Below are 13,074 nucleotides of genomic sequence, written 5' to 3'. Positions count from 1 at the left end.
GGGATTCCTTAGGAGAGTTCTGCCGCAGCCCAGTCAGGCCGGGGCGCTTCATCGATCCGCACCGCACAATGGACGGGAACGCGGGGGAAGAGTTCAAGCAGGTCGGCATTGCGCAGGCGCACGCAGCCATGGGACAGCGGTACGCCCATGGGCTCGGTGTCCGGCGTGCCGTGCAGGTAGATGTAGCGACGCATGGTGTCGACCTTGCCCAGGCGGTTGCGCCCGGGCTCGCAACCACTGAGCCAGAGGATGCGGCTGAGGATCCAGTCGCGACCCGGGAACTGCGCGTGCAACTCGGGCGTCCAGGTCTCGCCGGTCCAGCGACGGCCGCGCAGCACGGCGCCTTGCGGCAGCCCCTCGCCGATCTTCGCTCGCACCTGGTGAAGGCCGCGAGGCGTGCGATTGGAGCCACTCTGCTCACCGGCGCCGTTGAGCGCGGTGGAAACGGGAAGACGCAGCACCAGGCGCTCTCCGGCGAAGCCGTAGAGGCGCTGGTCGGCGATGGAAATATGGAGGAGATCGAGGTCGGGCATGGGGCGCTAGCTTAGCCGATCCCCCTGCCCTCGCCCACCGGGATCAGGCCTTGGCAGGCGTGCTCGGGGACTTGCTGCGCGGTTTCAGGACCGCTTTTGAAAGGGTCTCGTCGGACAGCCCGGTCTCGGCACGCATTCCGGCTGCCAGGAAGGGCACCATCAAGCGCATCACCTGTTCGATGGACGTGTTCACGCCGAAATCGGTCTCGGCCATCGCGCGCAGCGCCTTGATGCCGGACATGCTGAACGCGGCGGCACCGAGCATGAAATGCACGCGCCAGAACAGCTCGAGTGGCGGCACCTTGGGCGCCGACTCGTTGACCAGCAGCATGTAACGACGGAAGACCTTGCCGTACACCTCTTCCAGGTACTTGCGCAGGTGGCCCTGGCTCTGGCTGAACGCCAGCCCCAGCAAGCGCATGAAGATGGACAGGTCATTGCCGCTGCGTGGCTTCACCGCCAGCGCCTGCTCCACCAGCATCTCCAGCAGCTCTTCGAGCGTCGCGCGCGCCTCGCTCTTCGCCTGCCGGCGATCGAGCTCACGCTCCAGACTCTGGCAGAAGGGCCCGAGGAAGCGCGAGAACACCGCCTGGATCAGCGCCTTCTTCGAGCCGAAGTGATAATTCACAGCAGCCAGGTTCACACCCGCCTTGCTGGTGATCAAACGCAACGAAGTCTCGGCGAAGCCCTTCTCCGCGAACAGCTGTTCCGCAGCATCAAGAATGCGTTCGACGGTTTCCGACTGGGCCATGGCTCCTCCGCCTGACAAACACTTGTTTGAAACATACGTTTCAAGCCGCCGCCTTGTCAAGTCGCGCACACCATCTTCTGACGCCCCGGTCACGGCTTGCAGGCGCCATATTCACGCAAGACGACAGGCAAGTCACTAGAGCCACAAGCCACACGGCGAAAGGATGCAGAGAAGACTTGTTGCCAAGCGATGATCACTGTATATAATTCCAGTCACTGTATAAAAAGACAGAGCGCCGACATGCTGAAACTCACGCCCCGCCAAGCCGAGATCCTCGCGTTCATCAAGCGCTGCATCGAAGACAATGGCTATCCGCCCACCCGTGCGGAAATCGCCCAGGAATTGGGCTTCAAGTCGCCCAATGCTGCCGAAGAGCACCTCAAGGCGCTGGCCCGAAAGGGTGCGATCGAGATGACCCCCGGCGCCTCCCGCGGCATCCGCATCCCCGGCTTCGAGCCCAGCACCGAGGAAGACGGCCTGCCGATCATCGGTCGCGTTGCTGCCGGCGCTCCCATACTCGCCCAGCAGAACATCGAAGAATCCTGCCGGATCAACCCGGAGTTCTTCCATCCCCGCGCCGACTACCTGCTGCGCGTGAGCGGCATGAGCATGAAGGATGTCGGCATCCACGATGGGGACCTGCTCGCCGTCCATACCACCCGCGAGGCCCGCAACGGCCAGATCGTCGTAGCCCGCCTGGATGACGAGGTCACCGTCAAGCGTTTCAAACGCGAGGGCAACAAGGTCTGGCTGATCGCCGAAAACCCGGATTTCGCACCGATCGAGGTGGACCTTCAGGAGCGGGATCTGGTCATCGAAGGCTTGAGCGTCGGCGTCATCCGCCGCTAACAGGAGGCGTCATGCAGTTCCCGCAATCGTTTGGCCGAACCCAACTACCGCTTTTCCATGACGCCATAGTCGCCAGCCCGGTGCCACTTGTGCTGGATCTCGACGAGCAATGGGAAGAGGAACCCGAAGCCTTCAGCGAGCTGTCGCTGAGCGGCGCTGCCGGGCATTGCCGCCACCTGCTAGCCCCCATCCTTCGCGAACTCAGCCAGGAGCAGGATGCCCGCTGGCTGACATTGATCGGCGCGCCCGCCAGCCTTACCCAGGGCTGGTTGCGGGATGCCGGGCTGAATCGCGAGCGCATCCTGCTCCTCGAGCCCCGGGGAGAGCGCAGTGCGCTGGAATTGACATGCGAAGCCCTTCGACTAGGCCGTAGCCACACCGTAGTCAGCTGGCTGCGCTTGAACCGGACGGAGAAACAAGCGCTCGCCCAGGCAGCACGCCAGGGTGGTGCACAAAGCCTAAACATCCGGCTGGGATAGGAATCGAGCCCACGACCGGAACAAGGCCGCAATGGATTGGTAACAGTCGAGGGGAATAATCGGTTCCGAAGGAGCCGACCAAGCGTCCATCAATGCAGGACGCGCGGACCTTCGTCGTGGTCCACTTCACCTTCAGCCAGACGACCGGCCATCTGTACGCCCACGTTGAGCATGGCCTTGGCGACTTCCAGGTGATGCCCTTGCAGGAACGCCTTGGCGTCGGAAGAGAAGTCCAGCGTAACCAACGCCTCCTCGTCTTCCGCGCGGCGCAGGATGATGCGGCCGTCGGGCAGCTCGACTATTTCCAGAAAGGACGTTGGCATGGGGTCATCTCTCCACTAAAGGCGGGCATTGTACCAGCCGGCTGACGGGCCGCCCTAGCCCATCGATCTACTCAGCACTCCGACAGCCCCTCACGGAAGCGCAACGCCAGTGCCTTCAAGTTCTGCCGCCACTCTTCCAGGGTCACTCCGGACAGAGGCGTCGGCTCGTCATCCACACTTACAGCCTGGATCAGCGGCATTGCCGGGTCGACCTTCGCCTTCTTTGGCGCCTGGGGCGGCAGGAACAGTGCAGCGTGCGCGGCCAGCAGTTCGGCCAGCCAGGTTTCAGGCTGTTGGGCCAGTTCGACCAGTTCGGACAACTCGGGGCTCGGCGCGGCGGCGAGCACGTCAGCGGTCAACAGCAATTCCGGGCGCGGCGCGGCAGCCTGAGGCAACCGGTAGAACCCGGCGATCTCGTGGCAGAGACCGAGCAACGCACCATGCAGATGGAACAAGGCCGCTTCGCGCTCTGCCTGAACCAGTGCCTGGGCATTCATCGCCCGCCCTTCCTCAGCCTTGCGCAAGGACTCCAGCGCCAGGCCGGCGAAGTAGAGTTTCTGGTTCGTGCGGGTATAGAGCTCATGCGCCATGACGGCCACTCCTGCTGGATCAGATAGGTAGTATGCGCGCCCATCCGGGCAGGCGCGCAACCGCCAATCAACGCTTGTCTTCGACCTTCCACTTGCCGCCGTCGAAGAAGGCACGCCAGCCGGTCGGCTTGCCGTCCACTTCGGACTGCACGTACTGCTCCTTGGTCTTGCGACTGAAACGAATGACCGCCGGACGACCGTCAGGATCCTTGGCCGGCGCACTGAGCAGGAAGTGGTACTTGGGATCGAGCTCGTCCTTGTGCGGAATCAGTTCCAGCACCAGGGGCGCTCGAGTCTCGCGGTTCTTCGGGAACTGGCTGGCGGCCAGGAACAGACCCGAGGCACCATCGCGCAGCACGTAGGTGTCATCCACCTTCTCGCACTTGAGCTCGGGCATCTTGATCGGGTCGATCTTCGGCGGCGCAGCCTCGCCATTCTTGAGCAGCTTGCGGGTGTTCTTGCAGCTGGGGTTGGTGCATCCGAAGAACTTGCCGAAACGGCCGGTCTTCAGCTGCATCTCGCTGCCGCACTTGTCGCACTCGAGGCTCGGGCCTTCATAGCCCTTGATGCGGTACTGGCCCTGCTCGATCTCGTAGCCCGCGCAATCCGGGTTGTTACCGCAGATATGCAGCTTGCGAGTCTCGTCCAGCAGGTAGGCATCCATAGCGGTGCTGCAGATCGGGCAGCGATGCTTGCCACGCAGCACGCGGGACTCGGACTCACCTTCGTCGTCCGCGGCGATCTCGTCACCCGGAACCAGGTTGATGGTGGCCTTGCAACGCTCCTTCGGCGGAAGGCTGTAGCCCGAGCAACCCAGGAACACGCCGGTGGAAGCGGTACGGATCATCATCGGCCGGCCGCACTCACGGCAGGCGATGTCGGTCGGGGTCGGCTGGTTGGCGCGCATGCCGCTGTCAGCGACTTCGGCCACTTCCAGCTTCTTCTTGAAGTCGCCGTAGAACTCGTCAAGCAGGTTCTTCCAGTCGCGCTCCCCCTGGGCCACGTCGTCCAGGTTCTCTTCCATGCCGGCGGTGAAGCCATAGTCCATCAGGTTCGAGAAGCTCTCATTCAGACGCTCGGTGACGATGTCACCCATCTTCTCGGAGTAGAAGCGACGGTTATGCACCGTCACATAGCCCCGCTCCTGAATGGTGGAAATGATCGCGGCATAGGTGGATGGGCGGCCAATGCCCCGCTTTTCCAGCTCCTTGACCAGGCTGGCCTCGGAGAAACGTGCCGGCGGCTTGGTGAAGTGCTGGCTGGGATCGAGCTTGATCAGCTTGAGCGCCTCGCCTTCCTTCATGTCGGGCAGCACATCGTCTTCACCCGGCTTGCTCTGTTGCGGCAACACGCGGGTGTAGCCGTCGAACTTGAGGATGCGGCCCTTGGCACGCAGCTCGAAGTTGCCCGCCGCCACGCTGACGCTGGTGGACAGGTACTCGGCCGGCGGCATCTGGCAGGCCACGAACTGGCGCCAGATCAAGTCGTACAGGCGCTCGGCGTCGCGCTCCATGCCCGACAGCTGGGTCGGCTTGAGATTGACGTCCGAGGGGCGGATGGCCTCGTGGGCCTCCTGGGCGCCTTCCTTGCTCGAATAGAAGTTCGGATTGGCGGGCAAATACTTCTCACCGAACTCGCCCTCGATGAAGCCACGCACCATGGTGATGGCGTCGGCAGAGAGGTTGGTCGAGTCGGTACGCATATAGGTGATGTAGCCCGCCTCGTAGAGACGCTGGGCCATCATCATGGTCTTCTTCACCCCGAAGCCCAGGCGGTTGCTCGCCGCCTGTTGCAGTGTGGAGGTGATGAAAGGCGCTGACGGACGGCTGGAGGTCGGCTTGTCTTCGCGCTTCTGCACGCTGTAGCTGGAGGACTTGAGCTGCTCCAGCGCGGCCATGGCCTGGGCTTCGTTCAGCGGCTTGAAGGCCGCACCGTTCTCCTTGGCCACCTCGAAGCGTACGTTGGCCCCCTTGGCAGTGCCCAGGTCGGCGTGGACTTCCCAGTACTCCTCGGGCACGAAGGCACGGATCTCACGCTCACGCTCGACCACCAGCTTCACCGCCACCGACTGCACGCGACCGGCGGACAGGCCGCGGGCGATCTTCTGCCACAGCAGCGGCGAGACCATGTAGCCCACCACGCGGTCGAGGAAGCGGCGCGCCTGCTGGGCGTTGACGCGGTTGATATCCAGCTCGCCGGGCTGGGAGAAGGCCTCCTGGATGGCCTTCTTGGTGATTTCGTTGAACACCACACGCTTGTAGCGGCTGTCATCACCGCCGATGGATTCCCGCAGGTGCCAGGCGATGGCCTCCCCTTCGCGGTCCAAGTCGGTTGCGAGATAGATGGTGTCGGCATCCTTGGCCAGTCGGCGCAGTTCCTCGATCACCTTCTCCTTGCCGGGAAGGATCTCGTACTTCGCCTTCCAGCCGTGCTCGGGGTCGACGCCCATGCGGGTGAACAATTGGCGCTTGGCCTTTTCCTTGGGCGATAGCGCCGGAGCCTCGGACGCGGCCGCCTTGCCGCGCTTCACCGGTTCCTTGCTGGCACTGGCCGAACCGCTGGTAGGCAGGTCACGGATATGGCCGATGCTCGACTTCACCACGTACTGGTTGCCCAGGTACTTGTTGATGGTCTTGGCCTTGGCCGGGGATTCCACGATGACCAGCGATTTGCCCATGGATCGGAAATTTCCTGAATTCGATAAATGAAAGGCGGGACCGCCTGACGCGGCACCGCTATATATAGTGGCGAACGAGACGAGGTCAAGCTTGCCCGCCGCCCCGGGATACCTCAGCGACGCGGAAAGAGATCTGACTCGGCAGTCACCAAAGCGAAGCGGGCGATCTGCTCGCCATCCACCTCGACCGTCTCGGTGAACATGCTCAGCGGGCGGACCCAGAGGCCGTGCTCGCCGTAGAGAGCCTGATAGACCACCAGCTCTTCTTCGGTCTCGGAATGGCGCGCCGTACCGATCACGCGGTACTGCTGCCCTTTGTAGTGACGATAGAGTCCAGGTTGCAGGCTCATGTTCCCCCTCGTGTCCATCTATGGTCCGGTTCGCGAAGGGTGCGCATGGTGCCCACTCGCGCGCCCGCTGGCCAGCCCCGTTGACGAAATAAGCCCCATGAAAGCAAAAAACCGGGGCACCCAGGCCCCGGTCTTTTCCATCAGCGGACGCTTAGACGCGTTCGAAGACGGTGGTGATGCCCTGGCCGAGACCCACGCACATGGTGGACACGCCCAGGGTACCGCCGTTCTGCTTCATCACGTTCAGCAGGGTGCCGGAGATACGCGCACCGGAGCAGCCGAAGGGGTGACCCAGAGCGATGGCGCCGCCGTGCAGGTTGACCTTCTGCTCCATCTTGTCGAGGAGTTTCAGGTCCTTCAGCACGGGCAGGGCCTGAGCGGCGAAGGCTTCGTTGAGTTCGACGAAGTCGATGTCGTCCATGCTCAGGCCGGCGCGCTTGAGCGCCTTCTGGGTGGACGGCACCGGGCCGTAGCCCATGATCGCCGGGTCGACACCCGCGACCGCCATGGCACGCACCACGGCCATCGGCTGGATGCCGAGATCCTGGGCGCGCTGGGCGCTCATCACGATCATGCAGGAGGCGCCGTCGGTGATCTGCGAGGACGTACCTGCAGTCACGGTGCCGCCTTTCGGGTTGAACGCAGGCTTCAGGGCGGCCAGGCTTTCGATGGTGGTCTCCGGACGGATGGTCTCGTCGAAGTCGAACACCTTCAGGAAGCCATTCTCGTCGTAGCCTTGCATCGGGATGATTTCATCCTTGAACTTGCCTTCGACGGTAGCCTTGTGTGCCAGGCGGTGGGAACGCTCACCGAAGGCGTCCTGCTGCTCGCGGCTGATACCGTGCATCTTGCCCAGCATCTCGGCGGTCAGGCCCATCATGCCCGAGGCCTTGGCGGCGTACAGGGACAGGTGCGGGTTCGGATCGACGCCATGCATCATGCCGACGTGGCCCATGTGCTCCACACCACCGACGACGAACACGTCGCCGTTGCCGGTCTGGATGGCCTGCACGGCGGTGTGCAGGGCGCTCATGGAGGAGCCGCACAGGCGACTGACGGTCTGGCCGGCGCTGGTGTGCGGGATCTGGGTCATCAGCGACGCCATGCGTGCGATGTTCCAGCCTTGTTCCAGGGTCTGGTTCACGCAGCCCCAGATCACGTCTTCGACTTCAGCCGGGTCCAGCTTGGTGTTGCGGGCCAGTACGCCGCTGATCAGTTGTGCCGACATGGTCTCGGCACGGGTATTGCGGTGCATGCCGCCTTTGGAACGACCCATCGGGGTACGGCCGAAGTCGACAATGACTGCATCTCTAGGATTCAGGCTCATATTTCTACTCTCGCTCTGTTCGTTCCGCGATTAACCGAAAAACTTCTGGCCCTTGGCGGCCATTTCACGAAGCTTGGCGGTCGGGTGGTACAGCGCGCCCAGTTCGGCGTACTTGTCGGCCAGGGCAACGAATTCGGCTACACCGATGGAGTCGATGTAACGCAGTGCACCACCACGGAAGGGCGGGAAGCCGATACCGTAGATCAGGCCCATGTCGGCCTCGGCTGCGGTGTCGACGATGCCGTCTTCCAGGCAACGAACGGTTTCCAGGCACAGCGGGATCATCATGAAGTTGATGATGTCTTCGTCGGTCAGCTCACGCTGCTCAACGACGATGGACTTCAACAGCTCGTAGGCTTCCGGATCGGAGACCTTCTTCGGCTTGCCGCGCTTGTCGGTTTCATAGGCGTAGAAGCCCTTGCCATTCTTCTGGCCCAGGCGGTTGGCCTCGTACATCACGTCGACGGCGGTCTTGCCTTCCACGGCCATGCGGTCCGGGAAGCCTTCGGCCATCACGTCACGGCCGTGGTGGCCGGTGTCGATGCCGACTACGTCGGAAAGGTAGGCCGGGCCCATGGGCCAGCCGAACTTCTCCATGACCTTGTCGATGCGCACGAAGTCGACGCCGAAGCCCAGCAGCTTGGAGAAGCCGCCGAAGTACGGGAACAGTACGCGGTTGACCAGGAAGCCGGGGCAGTCGTTGACCACGATCGGGTTCTTGCCCATTTTCTTGGCGTAGGCAACGGTGGTGGCCACGGCCACTTCGCTGGACTTCTCGCCACGGATGACTTCGACCAGGGGCATCATGTGCACCGGGTTGAAGAAGTGCATGCCGACGAAGTTCTCAGGACGCTTCAGCGCCTTGGCCAGCAGGCTGATGGAGATGGTGGAGGTGTTGGAAGCCAGGATGGCATCCTCGCGAACCACGCCTTCCACTTCGGCCAGCACGATCTGCTTGACTTTCGGGTTCTCGACCACGGCTTCGACGACGATGTCGACGGCACCGAAGTCGCCGTAGGACATGGTCGGGCGAATGGCGGTCAGGGCCTCGGCCATCTTGGCCGGGGTCATGCGGCCTTTCTCGACACGCTTGCCGAGCAGCTTGGAAGCCTCGGACAGCCCCATCTGGATACCCTCTTCGCGGATATCCTTCATCAGGATCGGAGTGCCTTTGGAAGCCGACTGGTAGGCGATGCCGCCGCCCATGATGCCGGCGCCGAGTACGGCGGCCAGTTTCACGTCGCGAGCGATCTCGTCGTGCTGCTTGGCTTTCTTCTTCAGTTCCTGGTCATTCAGGAACAGGCCGATCAGGCTGGCAGCGACCGGGGTCTTCGCCAGCTTGACGAAGCCGGCGGCCTCGACTTCCAGCGCCTTGTCACGACCGAAGTTGGCGGCTTTCTGGATGGTCTTGATGGCTTCGACCGGAGCCGGGTAGTTCGGACCGGCCTGGCCAGCCACGAAACCCTTGGCGGTTTCGAAGGCCATCATCTGCTCGATGGCGTTGAGCTTGATCTTCTCCAGCTTGGGCTGGCGCTTGGCCTTGAAGTCCAGCTCGCCGGAGATGGCGCGCTTGACCAGGTCCAGAGTGGCTTCCTGGAGTTTCGCAGGGGCGACGACGGCGTCGACGGCGCCCACTTTCAAGGCGTCGGCGGCCTTGTTTTCCTTGCCGGAAGCGATCCACTCGATGGCGTTGTCGGTACCGATCACGCGCGGCAGGCGCACGGTGCCGCCGAAGCCCGGGTAGATGCCCAGCTTGACTTCAGGCAGGCCGATCTTGGCGGTCTCGCTCATGACGCGGTAGTCACCGGCCAGGCACATTTCCAGGCCGCCGCCGAGGGCGATGCCATTGATCGCAACCACGGTCGGAACCTGCAGGTCTTCGAAATCGCTGAAGATCTTGTTGGCTTCGAGGTTGCCTGCCACCAGCTCCTCGTCGGGCAACTTGAAGTTGTCGACGAATTCGGTGATGTCCGCACCGACGATGAACACGTCCTTGCCACTGCTGACGATAACGCCCTTGACCGACGCATCGGCCTTGATGGCATCAACCGCCTGACGCAGCTCATTGAGGGTAAGACGGTTGAACTTGTTGACGGACTCACCCTTGAGGTCGAACTTCAGTTCGACGATGCCGCCCTCAAGAGCCTTAACCGTGATGGCTTTACCTTCGTAAATCATCAACTGATCTCCACGGTATGGAAGCTGAACAGTACACATCGGAGCCAACCGGCGAACCGGCTCGAGGCATTGCCGTCGAGCTTAGTCCGATTCGGTCCGGCACACCCGCCGACGCGATATCGGGTAGTTATTGGACGTTTCTGTAAGACAAACGCTCAATTCATACGCCCGTTTGATTTGGGTGCGCACACATTCACGGAAAAGTCCGCTGTTGTCAATTGTGCTTCGTGACCGTACAGCCACGCTCAACCCGCTCTGCCACCAGCCTTTGCGCAGGCCCGGCAACCCTCTGGAAAGCAACATGCAGGATGGTTATGACAAGCCATCAGGCAGGCGACGGAAGGCTCGATAACGTGACGTGCCGCACGCTAGCCAAACGCCAGCGCGGCGGGTAGAGTCGCGCGTTACGGCCGGGACAGGCCGAATAACAAAAACAACTAGATGACGCCCTAGAGGCACACGGAGTAGCGACATGACGAGCCGTACGCTTGCCATTCTGCTGGGCACCCTGCTCACCCTTTCCACCCTATCCATCCCCGCTCAAGCCGCCGACCCCGCCACCAGCCTGCTCAAGCTGCACCAGATGCGCCTCGCCGCGCAGAAGAGCCTGGGCGACTTCTATATGTACAACGGCATGGAGGGCGACCAGCGCTACGCGCGGATGATCGATGAGTCCGTCCAGGAAGCGGATGCACGCCTGAAGGAGCTGACCGAAATGCCGGGCGACGGGTCCAAGGCCCTACGCGCGCAACTGGGCGAGCAATGGAAGGACTACTCCGGTGAGCTGACCAACCTGGTCGTCGCGCTCAAGACCAAGGGTTTCACCGACCTGCAACCCATCGCCGACATGACCGCCCGCAACCAGAAGCTGCTGGCCATGGCCAAGGAGCTCTACGGGAAGATCCAGCAGGAAAGCGGCGTCAACGTCCCCCCGCTGACCCAGCAAAGCCGCGAGCAGAGCCTGCTGATGCAGACCATCGCCGTCGACTACGCCTCTCGCAGCGCCTCGGTCGGCGCGTCCTTCTTCGGCGGTGGCGAAGGCAAGCCCATCGACGAACTGGCGCGCGACTTCGCCGGCCAGCTGGCAGCCCTTGAGCAGCAGCCGAAGAACACCCCGCAGATCAAGCAGGCGCTCACCAGCATCGGCACGAAGTGGCGCTACATCGAGAAATCGCTGCAGAACTACAACGAAAACAGCGTGCCGTTCCTGATCAACAAGTATTCCGACAGCATCATCGAGGGGCTCGAAGGCGTTTCGGCCCAATACGCCGCGACGCAGCTCTGAAATACCCCGCCCCCACCCGGGCCCATCGCGCGGCCCGGGCGACGCCTGCATCAGACCACCGCGCGCAGCACGTCGGCGATGCGCTGCAGGTCCTCGGGCGTGCCCCGCTCGCCCCAGTAAAGGGCGATCATCTGGGAATTGGCCTCGATCTTGTAGACATCCGACGGCAGCCCTGCAAAGCGCGCCAGCATCGCCGGGTCCTCCAGCGGCTCGCGCCACTGGTTCTGCCACTGCCCGGGCGCCACCTGCCAATAACACCAGGCACCGGGTGCCCCGCGAGGGCGCGGGCGGTGATATTGGGCGCAGGAGGCAGGTGGCTCTACCGGCAACCAATGGGGCCACTCCTGGCGCGAGAGCTGCATGGCCAGCCCCATCCGCCTCGCCTGCATGCGCAACTCCATGCGCCCTCGCTGCCCCTTGGAAGGCACCAGCCAGACCAGCGGGCTGAGCACGGCGAGCAGGAGAAATAGCACCAACCAGAGGGTCATAACGTCATCCCATGATGAAAATCATGCCGCTGGGCACCCGTGGCGGCCATACTGAGTCCAAGCGCAAACCTTAAGGAGGAGTCACCCATGCCCTACAAGCACATTCTGGTCGCCGTCGACCTCACCGACGAGTGCCACCCGGTGGTGCGCCGTGCCCAGGCTCTTGCCCTGGCGACCCAGGCCAAGCTGTCGCTGGTGCATATCGTCGAACCCATGGCCATGGCCTTCGGCGGTGACGTACCCATGGACCTCTCGATGCTCCAGCAGCAGCAGTTCGAACAGGCACGGGAACGCCTGGATGGCTTCGCCGGCCTCTACCCGGAACTGCTCGCCGAACAGCGCCACCTGGCCTACGGCCAGCCGCGCCAGGAAATCCACCGACTGGCCGAGGAACAGGGCTGCGACCTCATCGTCGTCGGCAGCCACGGCCGCCACGGCCTCGCCCTGTTGCTGGGCTCCACCGCCAATGACGTCCTGCATGGTGCGCCCTGCGACGTGATCGCCGTCCGCCTCAAGAAGAACGACTGACCCACCCGCCGGCGGAGGCCTCAGAAGAAGCCTTCGTCGGCGCTCATGACCAGCGGGCGGATCTTCTGCAGCTGGGTTTCCAGCGAGTAGGTCATGCTCGATGCCATCGAGAAGAAGGTCAGGAAGGCCTTCAGGTTCGAATCGCCATCGCACACATCATGGATGCGCTGCCAGAACGCCTGGTTGACCAGCTGCAATTGCTGGAACAGACGCACCAGCCCCTTCAGCTCCCAGTCCGCATGCCGCCCTTCGCGGAAATTGAAGTACTGCCGCGCGAGATAGAGCGATACGGCGCGCAGGATGAACTCCTGGTTGCTGGCGAATGGCAGGTGCTGCTGGGCCATCGGCTTGAGGCGGCCCAGCACCGGGCAGGCACTGGTCGCCATGATCACCCCGAGCAACGCCCGCAACCCTTCTTCCAGGCCCACCTGCTTGGTGTACTCCCGCTCCGGGGTGCGCACCAGGAACACCGCCTTCTTGAACGCAGGCAGCCCGTGGAAGTCCTCGATCACCCGGTGCAGGTCGACCGCCGCCGGGCAATGGCTGAACTTGTCCCTGGAGAGCGGGCAGTTGCTGCACTGCTGGAACTCCAGGCGCGTCCATTTCGGCGCGGCCAGCGCGCGCTCCTGATCGTATTGACGATCCAGCTCGATGCGGTAGCTGAACTCGTGTTCGTCATCCAGGGTGATGCGGTACTCGACAGCCATGGGCTCTCC

Annotated in this window: 14 protein-coding genes; 4 read left to right on the top strand and 10 right to left on the bottom strand. The window is 63.0% G+C overall.

The features are described from left to right. Positions 1 to 8: 8 nt before the first annotated feature. Together PHLH3_RS08705 and PHLH3_RS08700 are read right to left on the bottom strand one after the other, a co-directional pair. The gene (locus tag PHLH3_RS08705) at positions 9 to 533 is read right to left on the bottom strand and encodes a L,D-transpeptidase (RefSeq protein WP_213628918.1); all 525 of its coding nucleotides are present in this window, start codon (positions 531 to 533) and stop codon (positions 9 to 11) included. 43 nt (positions 534 to 576) lie between these two features. Then, positions 577 to 1,284 (bottom strand): TetR/AcrR family transcriptional regulator, encoded by a 708-nt coding sequence (locus tag PHLH3_RS08700; protein WP_111262749.1) that lies wholly within the window; start codon positions 1,282 to 1,284, stop codon positions 577 to 579. A gap of 240 nt (positions 1,285 to 1,524) precedes the next feature. Between PHLH3_RS08700 and lexA the strand changes: the two genes are divergently transcribed. Beyond that, positions 1,525 to 2,133 carry a transcriptional repressor LexA gene (gene lexA / locus PHLH3_RS08695; protein WP_111262748.1) on the top strand — a complete coding sequence of 203 codons (609 nt, stop codon included), beginning with the start codon at positions 1,525 to 1,527 and terminating at the stop codon, positions 2,131 to 2,133. 11 nt (positions 2,134 to 2,144) lie between these two features. Further along, a complete protein-coding gene (sulA, locus tag PHLH3_RS08690; RefSeq protein ID WP_213628917.1) occupies positions 2,145 to 2,612 on the top strand; it encodes an SOS-induced cell division inhibitor SulA in 468 nt (155 codons plus the stop codon). Between the two features lie 89 nt (positions 2,613 to 2,701). Here sulA and PHLH3_RS08685 read toward each other — a convergent pair whose 3' ends face one another. The 6 genes from PHLH3_RS08685 to fadB form a co-directional block, all read right to left on the bottom strand. Beyond that, on the bottom strand, positions 2,702 to 2,935 hold the full coding sequence (locus PHLH3_RS08685; protein WP_111262746.1) for a hypothetical protein: 234 nt from the start codon (positions 2,933 to 2,935) through the stop codon (positions 2,702 to 2,704). Positions 2,936 to 3,006: 71 nt separating this feature from the next. Further along, positions 3,007 to 3,525 carry a DUF6586 family protein gene (locus PHLH3_RS08680; RefSeq protein ID WP_213628916.1) on the bottom strand — a complete coding sequence of 173 codons (519 nt, stop codon included), beginning with the start codon at positions 3,523 to 3,525 and terminating at the stop codon, positions 3,007 to 3,009. 67 nt (positions 3,526 to 3,592) lie between these two features. Then, positions 3,593 to 6,202, bottom strand: a complete 2,610-nt coding sequence (topA, locus tag PHLH3_RS08675) for a type I DNA topoisomerase (protein ID WP_213628915.1) — start codon at positions 6,200 to 6,202, stop codon at positions 3,593 to 3,595. Between the two features lie 113 nt (positions 6,203 to 6,315). Beyond that, positions 6,316 to 6,552 (bottom strand): DUF1653 domain-containing protein, encoded by a 237-nt coding sequence (locus PHLH3_RS08670; RefSeq protein WP_111262743.1) that lies wholly within the window; start codon positions 6,550 to 6,552, stop codon positions 6,316 to 6,318. 151 nt (positions 6,553 to 6,703) lie between these two features. Then, positions 6,704 to 7,879 (bottom strand): acetyl-CoA C-acyltransferase FadA, encoded by a 1,176-nt coding sequence (gene fadA, locus PHLH3_RS08665; protein WP_173173756.1) that lies wholly within the window; start codon positions 7,877 to 7,879, stop codon positions 6,704 to 6,706. 30 nt (positions 7,880 to 7,909) lie between these two features. Further along, positions 7,910 to 10,057, bottom strand: a complete 2,148-nt coding sequence (gene fadB / locus PHLH3_RS08660) for a fatty acid oxidation complex subunit alpha FadB (RefSeq protein ID WP_213628914.1) — start codon at positions 10,055 to 10,057, stop codon at positions 7,910 to 7,912. 472 nt (positions 10,058 to 10,529) lie between these two features. Here fadB and PHLH3_RS08655 point away from each other — a divergent pair, with 472 nt between their 5' ends. Beyond that, entirely contained in the window at positions 10,530 to 11,342 is an 813-nt protein-coding gene (locus PHLH3_RS08655) for a hypothetical protein (protein ID WP_213628913.1), read from the top strand. A gap of 50 nt (positions 11,343 to 11,392) precedes the next feature. On the opposite strand, the gene PHLH3_RS08650 is transcribed toward PHLH3_RS08655, so the two are convergent. Next, complete coding sequence (locus PHLH3_RS08650; protein WP_213628912.1) at positions 11,393 to 11,830, bottom strand: hypothetical protein; 438 nt, start codon at positions 11,828 to 11,830, stop codon at positions 11,393 to 11,395. An 87-nt stretch (positions 11,831 to 11,917) separates the two neighbouring features. Between PHLH3_RS08650 and PHLH3_RS08645 the strand changes: the two genes are divergently transcribed. Continuing rightward, complete coding sequence (locus tag PHLH3_RS08645; protein WP_111262738.1) at positions 11,918 to 12,358, top strand: universal stress protein; 441 nt, start codon at positions 11,918 to 11,920, stop codon at positions 12,356 to 12,358. Between the two features lie 20 nt (positions 12,359 to 12,378). Here PHLH3_RS08645 and PHLH3_RS08640 read toward each other — a convergent pair whose 3' ends face one another. Beyond that, the gene (locus tag PHLH3_RS08640; protein WP_173173747.1) at positions 12,379 to 13,065 is read right to left on the bottom strand and encodes a hypothetical protein; all 687 of its coding nucleotides are present in this window, start codon (positions 13,063 to 13,065) and stop codon (positions 12,379 to 12,381) included. Positions 13,066 to 13,074: the final 9 nt, after the last annotated feature.

Origin of the sequence: Pseudomonas sp. Pc102 (assembly GCF_018408275.1) — a bacterium.
GTDB lineage: Bacteria > Pseudomonadota > Gammaproteobacteria > Pseudomonadales > Pseudomonadaceae > Metapseudomonas > Metapseudomonas tohonis.
This window is presented reverse-complemented; position numbering and strand designations above follow the sequence as displayed.